The following is a 19,760-nucleotide window of genomic DNA, read 5'->3' on the forward strand; positions in this document are numbered from 1 at the left end:
GCGTAAGCTCGACATTATGAGCCTAGATGAAGAAAGCTCTGCTGGGCTGGGACTTAGCGTGAAACGCGTGCGTACAGGACTGCTAGCCGTGTCAGTCGCCTTGGCTGCCTCCTGTGTTGCTGCCATCGGCTCCATCGGCTTTATCGGACTGCTGGCACCGCATCTGGCACGGCGGTTATTTGGGAATCGCCACCGCTATCTATTGCCCGGCTCGGCGATGATCGGCGCCCTGATTCTCGTCCTTGCTGACGCGCTGGGACGAGGTCTGAAGCCGCCGCTCGAAATTCCCGCTGGCATCGTGACAGCCGTCATTGGCGCGCCATATTTTCTGTATCTATTGCTGCGGGAACGCAAACAAAAAGGCAGCGGATAGGATTAGGATAAGAAGTTGCGCAGCGCTGCTAAACGCAGTACTATACTCTAGCGTTTAGCAGCGCTACCTGTACACCGATACGCCGATTAACTTCTTTTCTAAACGATTCATCATGTAGTAACCTCTTTTTAAAAACATTTATCATTTCAGGAAAGCTGGCATTTGTGCTAGGGTCCAAATCGTTAAAAAAGACAGCTAGCTCTGTCGAATGCCCTTCCTTATCTGTCGCATACATTGCCAGTGTCAAAACGTAAGCCGTGGAGCCTCCTTTTTGCCCAGTATGTTTCAGGAATTGCTGGTTTTCAGGAAGAACCATAAATGGTTCCTCCATGACCTCGGACAATAACTTTTGCTCAGCTTTTGTGAACCCTTGACGGCGGTTCAGCTTACTCATTAAAGAGGCATAATCGGCTGTCGTTGAAGCTATAAAACGATCCGTATTAATACGGTCATAATCCTGATCATACCAGGTCTCAATATCTGCGTTTTTCTTGTAAGAACCACTCACATCACGGCGCAGCTTGTTATGAATCACGCGGGCATATCGGCGAAACTCCGTGTCCGACATCGCCTGAATGGCTTCTTTGGCAGAAATATTATTCTTTGTATTATTCCAATTCTCACCTTGTCTCTCCTTCATCCATTCGTAGGGAATCAAAATGGAGGATACAAACGGATAAATGGGATCATGATTTTGCAGCCCCATTTTGGCTCTCGTCCGATTGATCGCATCCACCCCCAGTTTGTCCATTAAATACTCCGCATTGGCGTTGGAACTAAATTGAATCATCCCCTTGGCGACGTCTCGTACAGATACAGTTTCATTCTGTATCCGCCCTTTAGCCTCCATATTCTGTAGCCACGCCGTATGAGCACCACCATCCAAACCCGGCAAATAAAACCTTTCCAGCGAAATCAGCTTCACTCTGTCATCCGGGTTGATCTGATCCACCGCCGCTTGCTTGGCATATTCGATCGCAATGATTGTTTTGACGGTGCTCGCCAAAGGCATCATCCGGTTTTCCTCTTGGCCTGCCAGCTTTTTTTCATCTCTCAGAATCGTAATCGAAACTTTTTCTGCATTCTCCTCCACAAAATGAAGTAAACGCGTGGCAGCATCCTGTTCCTTTGTTTCACCCTCAACCTCGGCTGCAATCGCAGTTGTGGGCCGGACGGTATTCGGGGGATTAGCCACTTGATTCTGCATGAAAGATAGTAATCCTGTTGCCACTCCCATAACGATGAGCACTGTAGCCAAAATAGTTGCTACTATGATAAGGCGCTTTCGTTTCACTATAACCTCCCCCTGTATACACTTCATACACAGGTTTATTTTCCCATTTTTATATTTCAATTTCTATTTTAAACGAAAACACAGTACAAAAAGTTTCATTACGTGTCATATTTTCAAATAACATAAAAAAGAGAGCCTCCTGTACATAATACAGGCTGACTCTCTTTCATTACCCTTCGACACTTATGCTGGATAGGGTACTTCGGTTCCATTCAATATGAGGTGCATCCGAATTTCCGCTTTTAAGGAGTCGGATACTGCACAATATTTTTCCTTACCCATCTGAATCGCTTTCCATACGCGGTAATCTGGAATATCTCCATCTACATGGAATGTCAGATCAATCGCTGTAAAGCCTGTCGGCATTTCTTCCTTGCGCGTACCTTCTGCGTCAATATCAATACGAGTAATGTCCGACAAGAAACGATCCAAAATCATTGTGATATCGATCCCCATACATCCTGCCAGACCTGCCAACAGCAGTTCCATGGGTGTCATCCCTTTACCATCACCGCCATAAGCCGCCGTAGCATCCATCCCTACAGAATAACCGGATGGTCCCTCCGAAGTAAACGCGCGTTTGCCGTGCCAAGTTGTAGATACTTTCATGTTCAAAGGCCTTCTTTCCATCTTAATAATCTATGATTTATCCTCGATCTTACTTTAAAACTCACTGATTTGGCGTAAAAATTTCTGTGTTCTCTCATGCTGGGGAGTGTCAAAAAACGCCTGTGGCGCTGCCTCCTCCAAAATGATACCATCTGCCATAAATATAACCTTGTCTGCCACCTCGCGAGCAAATTTCATCTCATGAGTAACGACGACCATCGTCATTCCGTCTTGAGCCAACTCTCGCATAACACCCAGCACCTCCCCTACCAGCTCGGGATCAAGCGCCGATGTCGGCTCGTCGAACAGCATAATCGCCGGGTCCATCGCCAGCGCACGTGCAATGGCTACCCGTTGCTGCTGTCCACCGGACAGACGTGAAGGATGTACATCCTGCTTATCCGATAACCCCACCCGCTCCAACAACCGTTGTCCGATGGAGATAGCCTTGTCGCGCGGCATTTTTTTTACTGTCAGCAGTCCTTCAATGACATTGCCGATTGCGGTTTTGTGCGGATACAGATTGAATTGCTGAAACACCATCCCCGTCTGTTTGCGAATATCACGAATGGCTGCTTGGCGGACACGAACGGGAGCCGTAGCATCTACCTCAATCCCATTCACCTCAAACTTGCCGGAAGACAGCTCTTCCAGACCGTTCAGGCAGCGCAGCAAGGTACTTTTACCTGAGCCGCTCGGGCCGAGTAATACGACGATTTCACGAGCGGCAACCTGAAAATCAATGCTTTTCAGAACCTCTACCTGTCCGAATCGTTTACCTAATCCGTTTGTTGTTATCATCATCTATCATCTCCACCTTAATAAGCTCGAGCCAGACGCTTTTCCACCCGCTCCAGTATAGCGGAGAATCCAATGCTCATAATCCAGTACATCAGGCCAATTTCGAGCAGAAACGGCATGTAGAGCAAATACTGTGCCTGTAAAAGCTGTGCCTGTCGCATCAATTCACTGACCCCGATAACCGACACCAGCGACGTTTCTTTAAGCATACCTACAAATGTATTCCCCATCGGTGCAATTGCAATGCGTACCGCCTGAGGAAGAATAATGCGCCACATCGTTTGACCGGGCGACATTCCCGTCGCATAAGCTGCCTCGGTCTGTCCCTGGGGTACGGCTAAAATAGCTCCACGGAACGTCTCCGATAAGTACGCCCCTGTATTAATACTGAGTGCCAGACAAGCAGCCGTCAGCGATCCGAATGATATGCCATAATCATCCAGTCCATAATAAATGACCGCAATCTGCACCAAAACCGGCGTCCCCCGAATGATCGATACATACATGCGCGCCAGCCATCGAACGGGTCGATTCCCCTTCAACCGGGCCACAGCAACAACCAAACCAATAATTAGGCCAAAAAACATAGAGACAATCGTAATATATAGCGTATAATAAGCACCCTTTAATAAAAAAGGGACGTTCTCCCACATTAATTCAAGCATCGGTTATATTCCCTTCTTTCAGACGAGTGGCCCCATGTCAGCATAAAAGCCAAGACTGGAGCCAGACGCCTCTAACAGGCTTACGTTATTCTTTTGGCTCCTCGCCAAACCATTTTTTGAAAATTGTTTTGTAAGTGCCGTCTTCCTTCATTTCCTTCAAAGCCTTGTTCAAAGCTTCTTTAAGCTCAGGAGTTTTCTGGTTAATGGCTACACCCGCTTGATCCGATTTAATCGGCTCGCCTACGGCTTTAATTTGGAACCCGTTTTTATCGATAATCGGCTTGAGAGCATACAGATTGTTGATTGTTGCGTCAATACGACCAGAGTTTAGATCCTTTAAGGAAGTAATGACATCATCATACGTTTTAATCTCAAAATCGCCTACCTTCGGTAGTACTTCATTCCGCAGATAAGATTCATCATTCGTTCCCAAGCCGACACCAATGGTTTTGCCTTTAAAGTCCTCCAGCTTGGTAATATCATTTGTTTTGCTGTTTACGATAATGTTTACATTGTTTGTGATATAAGGTTCTGTGAAGTCAATGGCCTTCTTACGATCCTCTGTGATCGTCACCTGGCTAATCACTGCATCGAATTTTTTCTTTTGCAAACTTGGAACCAGTCCCGAGAATTCTTGTGCCGTGAACTCCGGTTTCACTCCAATCCGCTTCGCCAATTCTTTGGCGATATCCACATCAAATCCATCCAATTCCTTGTTGTCGTTCAAAAAATTGTACGGCGGATAGGTGCCCATCATACCTACCTTAATTACACCAGCCTTCTTGATTGCTTCGAGCTGGTTACTCGCTGCCACATTACTGCTACCCGCTCCATTACTAGTATTAGAAGCTTCTGGCTTAGTACCGCAAGCGCTCAGCACAAGGCTGAACAATGCCAGAGCCATGAGTGTAGTTACCAAGAACCCTTTTTTACGTGTTTTCATGTATCGTTCTCTCCTGTCTGGATGTAAATGATTGAGTTCTTCTATGTGATTTGGCTATATTATTTGTTGCCAACGCCCCATTCATGCGATGTTGCACATCTAGCTTTGACCTAATAGTCCATAAAACTCAAAATTAGCCGCCTCTGCTGCCAATCTTTTAGCAGTTATCTGCGTGATGTGGTCATGTGTTCCCTCTGAACCGAATAGCCAGCGTGTAATGACACCTTCGATCATACTCATGAGTAGTGCCGCCCTTAATTCGACATCCAATTCAGCAGGCAACATGTTCAGCTCGATCGCTCTTTCCATATTGCGCCGGAATGCCTGCTCCATCGCGGCCCTTGTCTCTCGGATACTCTGGCGCACCGGTTCATCGACACCGCTGCCGATCAGCAGCAAACCCATCAGATAGCGGTTCTCCAATGCAAAATCAAATAACCGAACAAACAGCGCCTCCGATGCCTTAACCATATCAGCCAGCGTTCCCGCATCACGGCGATATCCCTGTCCAATCGCTGACAGTAGTTGTTCACGACCGGTAGCGATAATCTCCAGCGCCAGTGCCTCTTTGCTTTTAAAATGCCAATAAAACGTGCCTTGGGCTACTCCCGCCTCTACCACGATATCTGAAATCTTCGTTTGATGGTAACCCTGCTCGGCGAACCGCTTCAATGCTATGTGAAGAAGCTGTGTTCTGCGGTCTGTTTCTTCTCCCGCGTGCTCGGCAGGTTGGTCATTTGAGACGGTCTCGGACTGCTTCGCCTTCCGTGGCTGCATGGGTTTCCTCCTCCCGATTGATCAGTCAGTCAGTTTTGTATTTTTAATCCTATAGGATAAGTATACTTTTGTCAAACGAAAAAAGAGAACCTCCACATAGGTTCTCTTTATCCTATATATTACTGCTACAGCAATGCTTTTGCCGCAATATCCGTACGGTTTTGTTTACCTTCAAAGGTAATACGATCCGCCTGTTCGTAAGCTTTGTTCCGTGCCCCGGTAATATCACGTCCCAAGCCGACCACACCTAATACACGTCCGCCGTTCGTTACCCACTCACCCTGTTCGTTGATGCCTGTTCCAGCATGGAACACAATGGCTTCGTCTACCTGTTCCAATCCGTGGATAGGTACGCCTTTGGCGTAAGCTCCAGGATAACCTCCGGATGCCAGCACCACGCACACCGCCGCTTCATCCTTCCACTCAATCTCCACCTGATCCAGCGTGCCATTTACAGCAGCAAGAAATATATCGAGCAGATCGGATTTTAAACGAGGCAGAACCACTTGAGTTTCCGGATCACCGAAACGTGCATTAAACTCAATGGTCTTTGGCTTGCCATCCGGCGAAATCATCAATCCGGCAAATAATACACCTCGGAACGGACGCCCTTCAGCAACCATGGCCTTGGCCGTCGGCTTAATAATCGTCTCAATAGCTTCCTCAATAATGGAATTGGCTATGTGAGGCAACGGAGAATACGTACCCATGCCACCTGTATTCGGGCCTTTGTCACCATCAAAAATTGGCTTGTGGTCTTGCGCCGCAGCCATCGGACGAACCGTTTCACCGTCGACAAAGGAGAGAATCGACATTTCCTGACCAGCCAGAAACTCCTCGATCACGACTTGTGCCCCGGCTTCACCAAACACCTTGGTCACCATAATGTCAGAGAGAGCCTTTTCCGCTTCCTCCATCGAGTACGCGACCGTTACCCCTTTGCCTGCCGCCAGTCCGTCTGCCTTGATGACGACTGGGATCGGTTGCTCCTTCAAGTATGCATGTGCTTCCTCGTAAGTATAAAACTTGCGATAGGTTGCTGTCGGAATATGATATTTATGGAGCAAATCCTTCATGAAGATTTTGCTGCCTTCAATTTCCGCTGCATTTTTACGCGGTCCGAAGACTGGAATGCCTTTCGCTTCAAATGCATCCACAATGCCATCTGCCAGCGGATCATCGGGGCCAACCACGACAAGTCCTACCTTTTTGGATTCCGCCAGCTCTGTCAGCGCGTCAAAGTCACTCACCGGAATCGGCACACACTCCGCTAACTGTCCGATACCAGCATTGCCTGGTGCACAATAGATTTGTCCGGCCTTGGGGCTTTTCTTCAGCGCCCATACAATTGCATGTTCACGGCCGCCCCCTCCGATAACCAAAATATCCATTCAGGTGATTCCTCCCGCTCCCATTAAGATTGTTCAGGTGAAAATGCTGTTGCATCCTCAACTCATACAAGTTAGTGCTTGAAATGACGTACGCCTGTAAAGACCATGGCAATGCCGTATTCGTTAGCAACCTTGATGGACTCTTCGTCTTTGATGGAGCCGCCCGGCTGAATAACTGCTGTAATGCCTGCTTTAGCTGCCAACTCCAACGTATCGCCCATCGGGAAAAATGCATCGGATGCCAGTACGGCACCTTTTGCTTTGTCACCGGCCTGCTCGATAGCAATCTTGGCCGCACCGACACGGTTCATTTGTCCTGCGCCTACGCCAATGGTCATATTATCTGCCGCCAGTACGATGGCGTTGGATTTCACATGCTTAACCACTTTCCAGCTAAACAAAAGCTGTTTCAGTTCTTCCTCGGATGGTGCCCGCTCCGTTACAACTGTAAGTGCATCCGAGTCTACAGCGTGAATGTCATTTTGCTGAACTACCATGCCGCCTTCAATGGAAGTCACGACGAAACGGCTCTCTGCCTGTTCAGACCGGGAAAGCTCACCCAGATCAAGCAAACGAATATTTTTCTTTTTCGTTAAAATCTCCAATGCTTCTTTCGTAAATCCCGGTGCCAGTACAATTTCCAAAAAGATCTCACTCAGCTTATTCGCTGTATCACCATCAATAATCCGGTTAGCCGCTACGATGCCACCAAAAATCGAGGTTGGATCAGCTGCATACGCCTTGCTGTACGCTTCATAAATACTGCCGCCGATTCCTACACCGCAAGGATTCATATGCTTAACTGCTACTACTGTAGGTTCGCTGAATTCTTTAACGATTTGCAAAGCAGCATTAGCATCATTGATGTTATTGTAAGACAGCTCTTTGCCGTGAAGTTGTTTCGCTGTTGTCAGTGTACCCTTTGCCGCCAATGGCTCACGGTAAAATGCCGCCTGCTGATGCGGATTTTCGCCATAACGCAAATCCTGAATTTTTTCATAGGTTACAGTGTAACGCTCAGGCAACGGCTCGCCTGTCACATTCGACAAATAATCGGATATCAAAGCGTCGTATGACGCCGTATGACGGAAAACTTTTGCGGCCAAACGCTTACGGGTATTCAGCTCCGTATCGCCATCCTTACGGATTTCCTCCAACACTGTGCTATAGTCATCAGCATCGACCACCACACTGACAAAAGCATGATTTTTTGCCGCAGAACGCAGCATCGTTGGACCGCCGATGTCGATATTTTCAATCGCGTCCTCATAAGTTACACCGGGTTTGGCAATCGTTTCCGCAAAAGGATACAGATTCACAACGACCAGATCTATATAACCCAATCCAAGTTCTTTCATCTGACGCTGATGCTCTTCATTATCCCGAACAGCCAGCAAGCCGCTGTGTACCGCAGGGTGGAGTGTTTTAACACGTCCATCCATAATTTCAGGAAAACCCGTTACCTCTGAAATGCCGATGACGGGAATGCCCTCCTTCGACAACAAGCTGCTCGTTCCCCCTGTCGAAACGATCTCCACACCCAATTTGGACAACTCGCGGCAAAATTCCACGATCCCCCGCTTATCCGATACGCTGACGAGCGCTCTTTTAATACTCACCCTGTCTCCTCCTTTAGCTCTTTCAGAAATTTTGCAAAATTCTCTTTTATCATTTTATTTCCCGAGAAATATCGGAAAATGCCTGTACAGCATCCTTGATATGACAATGATATGACAAATTACAATCATTCTTAGAGAAGTGAAATCACTTTGCGACCATTTAATTGGATTTTGCCTTGGGCCAATTTGCCAACTACCTCTGGATATAGCTGACGTTCAACGGATTGAATGACTGCGGATAAGGATTCCGCTGTATCATGGTCGTCAACTTCCACGACACGCTGGGCAATAATGGCACCCGTATCCATGCCCCCGTCCACAAAATGAACGGTGACGCCACTTACCTTAACCCCATAGGTCAATGCCTGTCCAACAGCATCTTTCCCTGGAAATGCCGGAAGTAGTGACGGATGAATATTAATGATTTTTCCTGCGTAGGCATCAACCATGACACTGGATAGCAAACGCATGTAGCCAGCTAACACGATGAGATCAATTGATTTCTTATCCAGTAAAGTCACCAGTTCACGCTCATAGTCTTCTCGAGAAGGATATTCCTTGGGTCGAAAAGTATGGCACGCAATTCCAGCTTTCTGTGCTCTAGCTACGGCAGGAGCCGCAGGCTTGTCACAGATGAGCAGTTCTACCGAGGCGCCGCCCAGTTCTCCTCGTGCAGCCGCATCCACCAATGACTGAAAATTCGTCCCCTCGCCTGATGCAAAAACAGCAATCCGGTACTCGTTCATTACACCTCGGCTCCCATAAAGGTCACGATAGAACTGCCTTCCGTTACTTTTCCGATCACATATGCGGCTTCGCCCTGTTTCTTCAGAACTTCCAGTGCAGTCTGTGCATGCTCTTCGCCTACAACGATTACCATTCCAATTCCCATATTAAAGGTTGTGAACATGTCTTTGTTGGAGATTGCGCCTTTTTCCTGCATGAGCTGGAAGATTGGCAAAATCGGCCAAGTGCCGTATTCTATATCCACATTGACGTGATCCGGTAACACTCTAGGGATATTTTCAATAAAACCGCCACCTGTGATATGCGCCATGCCTTTTACTTTTACCTTGTCCAGCAATGCCAAAACGGATTTCACGTAAATTTTCGTCGGCTCCAGCAGTACATCGCCCAGTTTGCCGTTCAAGCCTTCGATTTCATCATGCAAATCATAGCCCTGCTGTTCCAATAACAGCTTGCGAACCAGTGAGAAGCCGTTACTGTGAACTCCACTGGAGGCCAGTCCGATAACGGTATCTCCGGGAGCAATAGAGCTACCGTTGATGATTTTGCTTTTATCTACAATCCCTACCGTGAATCCGGCAATATCATATTCACCCTCGCTGTACATCCCTGGCATTTCTGCAGTTTCACCGCCGACCAGCGCACAGCCCGATTGATGGCAACCCTCTGCAATTCCAGCGACTATAGCTTCGATTTTCTCGGGCACAACCTTGTCACAAGCGAGGTAATCCAGAAAAAAGAGTGGCTCCGCGCCCCCGACGATAATGTCGTTTACACACATCGCAACCGCGTCAATACCAATGGTGTCATGACGATCCATTGCGAAAGCAAGCTTCAGCTTCGTGCCGACACCATCGGTACCGGAAACGAGTACAGGCTCCTCGTACTTATCCTTATTCAGGCCGAACAACGCACCGAATCCGCCCAAGTCCGTCAGCACTTCGGGACGGAAGGTACGTTTAACGTGCTTTTTCATCCGTTCTACTGCTTCATTACCGGCAGCGATATCTACCCCTGCGTTTTTGTATGCTTCGGACATTCATGAACACTCCTTCAAATGATTGACCCTCCTAAGTCCTCCCTAACAGGGAGGATTCCATGGGGCTGCTCCCCCTGGACCCCTCAAGAGTCGGTCAGATGTGTAAGGTTGGGTGCTGCTTGGTGGTTGGTTCGTGCTGTGAGTCGCGTGTTGTCCTTTGTATTCGTGGGCTATACCCGCGAATACAAAGGACACGCTTTAGTGCGAGGCCGCCTATGCAGTGGCGGCGGGGCACGTCCCGGGCTGTTTGCTTCGCAAAGGCGGGGACGTGCCAGGGCTGGGAAGTAAGCAGCGCCAGAGGCTCGCTTACTTTCTAGCCCTCAGGTTTGAGGCAGGCAGCTTCGCCTTGCCTGCTGTTGAGCTTCGCTTCGCTGGCTCAACCTTATAAGAGCAGGGTGACTTTTTGTGAGTCACCGCTCCGTTAAAAACTCATGGCATGAAATAGTTATGCCATGAGTTTTTAACTGCCTTTCCTATCCTCTTCCCCGTGGGAACAGAAGAGGTACAGTCACTGCTGCAAAATGCTGCACACCTGAGGAACGGAGCGGGTGGAAGGATTCTGGAGAAGCGAAAGCGTTCGCCTTTGCCGCTGGATTCTAACCCTGTAATGGGTTATTCCAATCCAGGAATCCAGCGGCAACAGCGATCGGAAGAACCTTCCACACGCGGAGTGGCCCCCTCAGAACCGCCTTCAATTCGTACTAGTACCATACACCACCTGTATCTCTTTTGTTCCCTTTTCTCAACAACTACATCCGAACTTTTCTTCACCTTTGAAATCTACCTGAGTCGGGTAATCATTATCGAAACAGGCTAGGCACAAGCCGCCTTTGTAATCCTGTTCGTTATATCCGCCTACAGCGGCAATCAAACCCTCAGCGCTCATAAAGTAGAGCGAATCGGCGTTAATTTCCTCACGAATTTCCTCGACGGTTTTGGACGAAGCGATCAGTTCCCGGCGATCCGGCGTGTCGATGCCATAGAAGCACGGGTTTTTGAAAGGCGGTGAGGTAATACGAACATGTACCTCCAACGCCCCCGCATCCCGCAGCATATTTACGATTCGACGGGACGTAGTACCCCGGACGATAGAATCGTCGATCATAATGACTCGTTTACCTTCAACAACACGGCGTACAGCGCTCAGCTTCATTTTCACACCCTGCTCGCGCAGCTCCTGGCTCGGCTGAATGAAGGTACGTCCAGTGTATTTATTTTTAATCATGCCCAGTTCATAAGGAATACCTGTCTGCTCTGCATAACCAATCGCAGCCGAAATACTGGAGTCCGGTACACCGGTAACCAAATCTGCATCAACAAAAGCTTCCAGCGCCATCTGGCTACCCATTCTTTTGCGTGCAGCATGAAGATTAGAACCATTCAAGTCACTGTCAGGTCGGGCAAAATAAATATATTCCATTGCACATAGCGCTTTACGGTGCTTTTCTTCCGTGTAACGATCTTCATGCAGTCCATTTTTGTCCAACACCAACAGCTCACCTGGCTCGATATCGCGCAGCAACTCTGCCCCAATCGTTTCCAAAGCACAGGACTCGGATGCAAACAAGTATGCATCACCTAATCTGCCCATCGTCAACGGGCGCAAGCCGTTGGGATCAGAAGCAACCAGCAGTTTATCGTTGGTCATAATGAGAAAAGCAAATCCGCCGACAATACGCTTCAATGCATCTTTCGCGGCCTCCACCAAATCCTTGGACGACCTTGCGATCAAATGCGCAACTACTTCGGTATCGCTGGTCGTTTGAAAAATAGACCCGCCTTGCTCCAGCTCATGCCGAATTTGCAAAGCATTCACGATATTCCCGTTCGTAGCTACCGCTAGGTCTCCATCACGATACTTGAACACCAAAGGCTGTGCATTCGTTAGCTTACTGTCTCCACTTGTCGAGTAGCGCACATGTCCTATGGCAATATCGCCTGTCAGCGAAGCCATCAAATCTTTATTGAATACTTCTTTTACAAGCCCCATTCCACGATGATAATGGAACTCGTCGCCACTGCTCACACAGATGCCTGCACTTTCCTCCCCGCGATGCTGGAGTGCATGCAATCCGTAATAGGCTAGAGAAGCGGCATCGGAGTGTCTATACACACCGAATACGCCGCATTCCTCTTTTAATTTATCAAACAGCCCCTCTTTACCAGAGCCTTCATTATAATAATCTCCAGTCCACAACGTCCGTGCTGTTATTTCATCAGACATGGAATGACATCCTCCCAGATTTGCTTCAAACTGGCGACTGCCTCGTTCAAAGCGGGTTGTCCGTTCACCTCAACTGTCAATTGTGATCCTTCAACTTTTCCTAATACAGTAACTGGCACTTCCAAACCACGCAGATGTGCTTCCAGAGCAGACGCTTTATCCGGCGATGCAGATAACAAAATACGGGATTGGCTTTCGCTAAACAAAGCATGGTCAGGACGCAAGCTCGTTTCTACGTTGACCTGTGCTCCCAATCCGCCGCTAATCCCGGATTCCGCAAGCGCTACAGCCAATCCGCCCTCTGCCAAATCATGCGCAGATTGTACCAATCCGCCTTGAATCGCTCCCAGTACCGCAGTCAGCAGTTTTTTCTCTACGTTCAAATCCAGCTCAGGCGGGCGTCCCTCGGATACACCGTGTACGACAGCTTGGAACTCACTGCCTCCCAGCTCGGCCTTTGTTTCCCCCACTAGGAAAATTACATCGCCTTCGGCTTTGAAGCCTTGTGTCGTAATATGATCTGTATCATGTACCAAACCTACCATACCGACAACAGGCGTCGGATAGATGGAGCCTTTAGCATTTTCATTGTACAAGCTGACATTGCCCCCGATGACAGGTGTATCCAGTACACGGCAAGCTTCTGCCATACCGTCCACGGCTTTTTCCATTTGCCAGAAAATATCCGGCTTTTCAGGGTTACCGAAGTTCAGGTTATCCGTAATCGCCAACGGCTCGCCGCCGGAGCATACAATGTTACGCGCTGCTTCGCTGACTGCAATCCGTCCGCCCACCTCTGGATCAAGGTATACATAACGTCCGTTACAATCTGTCGTCATGGCGAGCCCCTTACGAGTTCCGCGCACAGTCACAACAGCTGCATCCGATCCCGGACGAACGGCTGTACTCGTGCGAACCATGTAGTCATACTGCTCGTATACCCATTTCTTACTGGCTACACTTGGTGAAGACAGCACCTTTTTCAACGCACCGTTCAAATCCGTCACTTCAGCGTAACGCAGTGTGTCAATAGCAGCATTTTGCTCATAATAAGCAGGGACTTCGGAAGGCTTGTCATAAATCGGACACTCGTCAACCAGCGCCGTCACTGGCATATCTCCGACCACTTCATTGTGATGGAACAAACGCAAACGACCGTCATCCGTCACTTTACCGACCTTGGCACAAATAACACCCCAACGCTCGAAAATTTCCAGTGCCTGTGCTTCATCCTTAGGCTCTACTACGAACAGCATCCGTTCCTGTGATTCGGACAGCATCATTTCATAAGGTGTCATGCCCTCTTCACGCTGCGGTACCTGATCCAGATACAGCTCCAGGCCGTTGCCAGCCTTACTCGCCATCTCCGCGCTGGAGCAGGTAAGTCCTGCGGCACCCATATCCTGAATACCCAGCACAATACCGCTGTCGATCAGTTCCAGACATGATTCCATAACCAGCTTCTCCATAAAAGGATCGCCTACTTGAACCGCAGTCCGGTTCGCTTCAGATTCCTCTGTCAGCTCAACCGATGCGAATGTCGCTCCGTGAATCCCATCACGACCTGTCGGCGGGCCCACATAGAACACCGGGTTACCGACCCCTTTAGCAACACCACGCTGGATTTTATCATGGTCAATCAGTCCGACACACATTGCATTAACGAGCGGATTGCCTTCGTAGCTTTCATCAAATACAACCTCGCCACCTACAGTCGGAATACCGATACAGTTCCCATATCCCGCAATACCAGATACCACATGCTCGAACAAATATTTCACACGGTCGCTCTCCAGCTTCCCAAAACGCAGAGAGTTCAACACCGCGACAGGTCTTGCACCCATGGAGAAAATATCACGGATGATACCGCCTACCCCAGTCGCTGCCCCTTGAAAAGGCTCCACAGCCGACGGATGGTTATGACTTTCGATTTTAAATACAACCGCTTGGTTGTCACCGATATCTACAATGCCTGCGCCCTCGCCGGGTCCCATCAGAACTCGCGGACCGCTCGTTGGAAAACGACGCAGCAACGGCTTAGAGTTTTTGTAAGCACAATGCTCTGACCACATGACACTGAATACGCCAATCTCCGTATAATTCGGCTGACGTCCCATGAATTCACAGATCAACGCATATTCACTGTCCGATACACCCATCTGCTGATACAGTTTATGTTCGGCAACCTGCTCTGCCGTCGGTTCCTTAGCGGACACTTGCTGCGCCATGTCGATCCCTCCAAGCATTCAAAATAGATGTAAACATACGTTTGCCGTCATCCGTTCCGAGCAATGCGTCCACCGCGCGTTCCGGATGAGGCATCATGCCCAGCACGTTTCCTTGTTCATTACAAATCCCTGCGATATCCGTCACGGAACCGTTTGGATTATCTCTATACGTAAATACGATCTGGTTATTCGCCTGCAAGCGAGCCAGCGTCTCATCATCACAGTAATAGTTGCCTTCGCCGTGGGCGATCGGAATGACGATCTCTTCACCAGCAGCGTAATCTTTTGTAAAAGGTGTTTGGTTATTCGCAACCTTCAACACCGTATCATGGCAACGGAACTTCATCGACAGATTACGGCGCAAAGCGCCTGGCAGCAGCCCAGCTTCAGTCAGAATTTGAAAACCGTTACAGATACCTAAAATGTATTTCCCCTCGGCAGCCGCTTTGGCTACTTCCTTCATCACCGGAGCAAACCGGGAAATCGCGCCGCAACGCAGGTAATCCCCGTAGGAGAAGCCTCCTGGAACAAGAATACAATCATAAGGCGACAGATCCGTCGCAGTATGCCAAACATAATCGACAGGTTCACCGACCGTGTCCTCTACCGCCTTATAGCAGTCAATATCACAGTTGGAGCCCGGAAAAACCAGAACTGCAAATTTCATGGAATCAGCCCTCCAGTTCGTAGCGGTAGTCTTCAATGACCGTGTTGGCCAACAGCTTTTCGCACATCTCAATGATGCGCTTTTCAGCACTCTCGCGGTCTGTTGTATCCAGATTCAATTCCATATACTTACCAATTCTGACGCTGTCCACTTCTCCGAAACCCATAGAATGCAGTGCGCCTTGCACCGCAACCCCCTGCGGGTCCAAAACGCTTTGCTTAATCGTGACATAGACTGTTGCTTTCATCATGTTCCTTCAGTTCCTCCTCCGAATGAGTGAATCCTATTGGTTGAATTATGATTACTATTTACTGTGCCGTCAGACGCCGCCAAATATCCGTATATCTTGCAGTTGTTTCTTCTACGACCTCAGCAGGCAACGGATCGGGCTTGCTATTCTTGTCCCAACCGGATGATGCCAAATAGCTTCGTACCGGCTCCTTGTCCATGCTGTCAATCTCAACATCCAGCTCATACTTTTCCTGTGCCCAAAAACGGGATGAATCTGGAGTGAAAATTTCGTCAATCAAAATCACCTTACCGTTAACAAGACCAAACTCAAACTTGCAATCGGCTAAAATAATCCCCCGCTTCTCACAGAAAGCACGTGCAAATTCGTACAACGCCAGGCTTTTTTCTTCAAGCTCGCCTGTCAATTCAACCCCGACCAGCTCTTTCATCTGATGGAGAGAAATGTCCTCGTCGTGTCCAACATCATTTTTTGCAGCCGGTGTAAATAAAGGCTTGGGAAAGCGCTCATTTTTACGCAGCCCCTCTGGCAATGGAATGCCGTTCACCTCACCGTTCTGCTCATACTGACGCCAGCCGCCTCCGGTAATATATCCGCGCACCACACACTCAATGTCGATGCGTTCAGCCTTCAGCGTGACCATGATACGGTCCTTCAGCAACTCTTTATTCTGTTCGTCGATCACATGCCCGAGCTTGTTCACATCGGTGTGCACGACATGGTTTTCCAACAAGTCTTTCGTCTGCTCAAACCAGAAAGCGCTGAGCTTATTCAGCACGTTCCCCTTTTCGGGCACGGGCGGCTCTAACACATAATCAAAAGCCGAAATTCGGTCCGTCACGACAATCAGAAAATGCTCTCCGAGATCATACAGTTCACGCACCTTGCCTTTGTACAAGAGCGGCGCATGGATCAGACCTTCGGCAGTAGACAATGACATTTCATTACACCTCTTTCAAAAGAGTATTCCCCCTCCTAAATCCTCCCCTCAGGGAGGACACCCAGGGCTGCTGCCCTCGGGACTCCCGCAAGGGTTAGCTAGTGAGCAGGGGATGGCGGGTTACTGGAGCTACGGTGGAGTGAGCGCGTTCCGCTGGATGAAGGCTTGTTGGCACAAGCCCTCATCCAGCAACGCTTTTACGTTAGTACAGATCGACGTTTTTACGTATTAACAATGTATTAACGCTTCCGACTCTAAGCGACAAGTTTTATGCCGCTTACAGCTCGACCGTGATTCAGCGTCTACATACCGCCAAACCATTCGGCCCGTGGCCGTAGCACGGCATGCCATGCAGCGAGCATTGGGCTTCGCTTCTTGAGCCTGCGCGTGCTCGTGAGGACCGCGGGCTGTTTGCTACGCAAATTAGGTAGCCCTCACGAGCACGTTGCTTTGCGATAGAAAAGCAGTGGAACACGCTTTTCTATCGTTCTTCGGGGTGGTGCGGCATCTTATGTGCCGCACCACCCCTAGTTCTGCTCCCTCATGAAGGTTGGTGCTGGAAGCAGCGGAGCGGACGGAATCGTTCTGGAGAAGCGTTAGCGCTTGCCTTTGCCTCTGGATACCAACCTTTACAGGTTTATTCCAATCCAGGAATCCAGGGGCAACAGCAATCGGAAGAATGATCCGTTCGCGCAGCGGCCTCATCACGCTCTTTATACCCTCCCAAGCGCCAACCAACCTTCCCTCCTACTCCCCTAATCCCAGCTTTTTGAAGATCGTATCCACGTTCTTCAGATGCCAGGCTGGGTTGAACGCGTCCTCGATTTCGTCTGCGCTGAGCACGGCAGTAATTTCCGGGGTCGCCTCGACGATTTCGCGGAATTGGCGTTGCTCTTCCCACGCCTGCATAGCACGCGGCTGCACAGTATCGTAAGCTTTTTCACGACTAAAGCCTTTGTCGATCAGCTTGGTCATAATACGACCGGAGAACGGTACGCCGTACGTACGGGCCATATTGCGCTTCATATTTTCAGGGAAGACCGTCAGATTTTTTACGATATTACCAAAACGGTTCAGCATGTAGTTCAACAGCATCGTTGCATCCGGCAGAATGATGCGTTCTACGGAAGAATGCGAAATGTCGCGTTCATGCCACAGGGTTACGTTCTCATACGCAGATACCATATGCCCACGAATCACGCGTGCCAGGCCAGAGATGTTTTCACTGCCGATCGGATTGCGTTTATGCGGCATCGCAGAAGAACCTTTTTGACCTTTGGCAAAAGCTTCTTCCACCTCACGGAACTCACTCTTTTGCAGAGCACGGACTTCTGTAGCAAATTTGTCCAACGATGTGGCGATCAACGCTAATGTTGCCATGTATTCGGCATGACGGTCGCGCTGAAGCGTCTGTGTAGAAATTGGTGCAGGCTTGGTGCCCAGCTTGCGGCATACAAATTCTTCTACGGCCGGGTCAATGTTGGCATATGTCCCAACTGCACCGGACATTTTACCGTATTGTACTTGGTCAGCCGCAAAACGAAAGCGTTCCAGATTGCGCTTCATTTCCTCGTACCACAATCCCATCTTCAGTCCAAACGTTGTTGGCTCAGCATGTACTCCGTGTGTACGTCCCATCATCGGTGTGTGCTTGTAAGCCAATGCCTTTTCCTTCAAAATTTCAATAAAATTCAAGATATCGCGCTCCAGGATTTCATTCGCCTGCTTTAACAGGTAGCCCAGTGCCGTATCAACTACGTCTGTGGAAGTCAAACCATAATGTACCCATTTGCGCTCGTCTCCAAGACTTTCGGACACCGTGCGGGTAAAAGCAATGACATCATGTCTTGTCTCCTGCTCAATTTCATAGATCCGTTCAATATCAAAACTTGCATTCTTACGCAGAGCCACAGTATCCTCTTTTGGAATAACCCCTAATTCCGCCCAAGCTTCACAGGCACACAGCTCTACTTCCAGCCACGCTTTAAATTTATTTTCTTCCGTCCAAATCGCTCTCATTTCCGGTCTGCTATAGCGTTCGATCATGACTATTTATTCCCCCAAATATTGGTTTGTTCAATCCATTCCAGCGCTTGTTCCGCATCCTGGCACAATAGATTAATATGTCCCATCTTTCGGCCTGGCTTGGCTTCACTTTTTCCATACAAATGCAGCTTGGGTACAACATCCAATCTTTCAGCTTCAACATCCGATTGCGCAAACCGCCGAACCACGTCCTCCAAATGCTCACCTAACACATTGACCATCACGACGGAAGTCAGCAGCTTCGTGCTGCCCAAGGGTAAACCGCAAATCGCACGTATGTGCTGCTCGAATTGCGACGTCGCGCATCCCTCCATCGTGTAATGGCCGGAGTTATGCGGTCGTGGTGCCAACTCATTAACGTACAATTGTCCATCTTCGGTGACAAACATCTCCACAGCGAGCAGTCCCACCGCACCCAGCGAATCTGCCACAGCCAGCGCTAACTTTCGCGCTTCCTCCTGGACAGGTTCTGGCACACGCGCAGGCACAATTGACGTGTGCAAAATATTGTTCACGTGAATGTTTTCGGCAGGTGGAAAGGCTTTGGCTTCACCGTTCGTGCTGCGAGCTACAATCACCGAGATTTCGCAGCGAAAACGGATGAACTGTTCCAATACCAGTTCTGCACCGCCTCCTGCCAGTTGTTCGTAGGCAGCCGTGGCTTCCTCCGGTTGGCGAATGACCACTTGTCCCTTGCCATCATAACCACCGACTGCTGTCTTGAGCACACACGGTACACCCAGTTCAGCTACCGCTTGAACCATATCCGCAGGACTACTGATTTCACGATACGGAGCGACAGGGACACCAGCAGCTTCAATAGAACGCTTCTCTCTCAGACGATGCTGGGTTGTGTACAAAAGACTGCTGCCTTGCGGAACGCTGGATTCCTGTTCCAAAAGTGCAGCCACACCCGCGTCCACATTTTCAAACTCATACGTGATCACATCGCACCGCTCAGCCAGCTCTCTGGCTGCATGCTCATCATCATAGGCAGCGCGGATTTGTTCTGACACCTGTCCACATGGGCTATCCGGTGTAGGGTCCAGTGTCACAAAGCGATATCCTAGATTGGTTCCCGCCAGTACAAGCATCCTTCCTAATTGCCCGCCTCCCAAAAGTCCAATCGTTGTACCAGGAGGTCGGA

The 19,760-nt window shown here is 49.1% G+C and carries 19 protein-coding genes; 1 reads left to right on the top strand and 18 read right to left on the bottom strand.

Going from position 1 to position 19,760, the window contains the following annotated elements; all coding sequences use genetic code 11:
• The coding region (locus GRP75_RS09565; protein ID WP_160789184.1) for a FecCD family ABC transporter permease at positions 1–373 on the top strand (373 nt) is incomplete at its 5' end.
• A gap of 40 nt (positions 374–413) precedes the next feature.
• Here the strand turns inward: GRP75_RS09565 and GRP75_RS09570 are convergent.
• The 18 genes from GRP75_RS09570 to purK all read right to left on the bottom strand — a co-directional run.
• Positions 414–1,667 (bottom strand): serine hydrolase, encoded by a 1,254-nt coding sequence (locus GRP75_RS09570; protein WP_075153738.1) that lies wholly within the window; start codon positions 1,665–1,667, stop codon positions 414–416.
• Positions 1,668–1,850: 183 nt separating this feature from the next.
• On the bottom strand, positions 1,851–2,276 hold the full coding sequence (locus tag GRP75_RS09575) for an OsmC family protein (protein WP_023987060.1): 426 nt from the start codon (positions 2,274–2,276) through the stop codon (positions 1,851–1,853).
• A 54-nt stretch (positions 2,277–2,330) separates the two neighbouring features.
• Positions 2,331–3,080: an amino acid ABC transporter ATP-binding protein gene (locus GRP75_RS09580; RefSeq protein ID WP_081326331.1), complete on the bottom strand. Its 750-nt coding sequence runs from the start codon at positions 3,078–3,080 to the stop codon at positions 2,331–2,333.
• A gap of 14 nt (positions 3,081–3,094) precedes the next feature.
• Positions 3,095–3,742, bottom strand: a complete 648-nt coding sequence (locus GRP75_RS09585; protein ID WP_013308808.1) for an amino acid ABC transporter permease — start codon at positions 3,740–3,742, stop codon at positions 3,095–3,097.
• Between the two features lie 85 nt (positions 3,743–3,827).
• Positions 3,828–4,685 (bottom strand): substrate-binding periplasmic protein, encoded by an 858-nt coding sequence (locus GRP75_RS09590; RefSeq protein ID WP_025723274.1) that lies wholly within the window; start codon positions 4,683–4,685, stop codon positions 3,828–3,830.
• Between the two features lie 99 nt (positions 4,686–4,784).
• Positions 4,785–5,462: a TetR/AcrR family transcriptional regulator gene (locus GRP75_RS09595; RefSeq protein ID WP_160789185.1), complete on the bottom strand. Its 678-nt coding sequence runs from the start codon at positions 5,460–5,462 to the stop codon at positions 4,785–4,787.
• 125 nt (positions 5,463–5,587) lie between these two features.
• Positions 5,588–6,853 carry a phosphoribosylamine--glycine ligase gene (purD, locus tag GRP75_RS09600; protein WP_160789186.1) on the bottom strand — a complete coding sequence of 422 codons (1,266 nt, stop codon included), beginning with the start codon at positions 6,851–6,853 and terminating at the stop codon, positions 5,588–5,590.
• A gap of 71 nt (positions 6,854–6,924) precedes the next feature.
• Positions 6,925–8,472 (bottom strand): bifunctional phosphoribosylaminoimidazolecarboxamide formyltransferase/IMP cyclohydrolase, encoded by a 1,548-nt coding sequence (gene purH / locus GRP75_RS09605; protein WP_013308804.1) that lies wholly within the window; start codon positions 8,470–8,472, stop codon positions 6,925–6,927.
• 131 nt (positions 8,473–8,603) lie between these two features.
• A complete protein-coding gene (purN, locus tag GRP75_RS09610) occupies positions 8,604–9,218 on the bottom strand; it encodes a phosphoribosylglycinamide formyltransferase (RefSeq protein ID WP_160789187.1) in 615 nt (204 codons plus the stop codon).
• Positions 9,218–10,258: a phosphoribosylformylglycinamidine cyclo-ligase gene (gene purM, locus GRP75_RS09615; protein ID WP_160789188.1), complete on the bottom strand. Its 1,041-nt coding sequence runs from the start codon at positions 10,256–10,258 to the stop codon at positions 9,218–9,220. Before purM ends, purN begins: the two co-directional genes overlap by 1 nt.
• Before the next feature lie 742 nt (positions 10,259–11,000).
• Positions 11,001–12,482: an amidophosphoribosyltransferase gene (purF, locus tag GRP75_RS09625; RefSeq protein WP_160789189.1), complete on the bottom strand. Its 1,482-nt coding sequence runs from the start codon at positions 12,480–12,482 to the stop codon at positions 11,001–11,003.
• Entirely contained in the window at positions 12,467–14,710 is a 2,244-nt protein-coding gene (gene purL / locus GRP75_RS09630; protein WP_160789190.1) for a phosphoribosylformylglycinamidine synthase subunit PurL, read from the bottom strand. The genes purF and purL overlap by 16 nt, the downstream gene beginning before the upstream one ends.
• On the bottom strand, positions 14,688–15,377 hold the full coding sequence (gene purQ / locus GRP75_RS09635) for a phosphoribosylformylglycinamidine synthase subunit PurQ (protein ID WP_023987050.1): 690 nt from the start codon (positions 15,375–15,377) through the stop codon (positions 14,688–14,690). The genes purL and purQ overlap by 23 nt, the downstream gene beginning before the upstream one ends.
• Before the next feature lie 4 nt (positions 15,378–15,381).
• A complete protein-coding gene (gene purS / locus GRP75_RS09640; RefSeq protein ID WP_013308797.1) occupies positions 15,382–15,627 on the bottom strand; it encodes a phosphoribosylformylglycinamidine synthase subunit PurS in 246 nt (81 codons plus the stop codon).
• Between the two features lie 58 nt (positions 15,628–15,685).
• Positions 15,686–16,567 (bottom strand): phosphoribosylaminoimidazolesuccinocarboxamide synthase, encoded by an 882-nt coding sequence (locus tag GRP75_RS09645; RefSeq protein ID WP_025719826.1) that lies wholly within the window; start codon positions 16,565–16,567, stop codon positions 15,686–15,688.
• Between the two features lie 423 nt (positions 16,568–16,990).
• Positions 16,991–17,275, bottom strand: a complete 285-nt coding sequence (locus GRP75_RS29185) for a hypothetical protein (RefSeq protein WP_202404068.1) — start codon at positions 17,273–17,275, stop codon at positions 16,991–16,993.
• Positions 17,276–17,314: 39 nt separating this feature from the next.
• Complete coding sequence (purB, locus tag GRP75_RS09650) at positions 17,315–18,613, bottom strand: adenylosuccinate lyase (RefSeq protein ID WP_013308794.1); 1,299 nt, start codon at positions 18,611–18,613, stop codon at positions 17,315–17,317.
• A gap of 2 nt (positions 18,614–18,615) precedes the next feature.
• The coding region (gene purK / locus GRP75_RS09655) for a 5-(carboxyamino)imidazole ribonucleotide synthase (RefSeq protein ID WP_160789191.1) at positions 18,616–19,760 on the bottom strand (1,145 nt) is incomplete at its 5' end.

Source organism: Paenibacillus sp. OT2-17 (assembly GCF_009827695.1).
Classification (GTDB): domain Bacteria; phylum Bacillota; class Bacilli; order Paenibacillales; family Paenibacillaceae; genus Paenibacillus; species Paenibacillus polymyxa_B.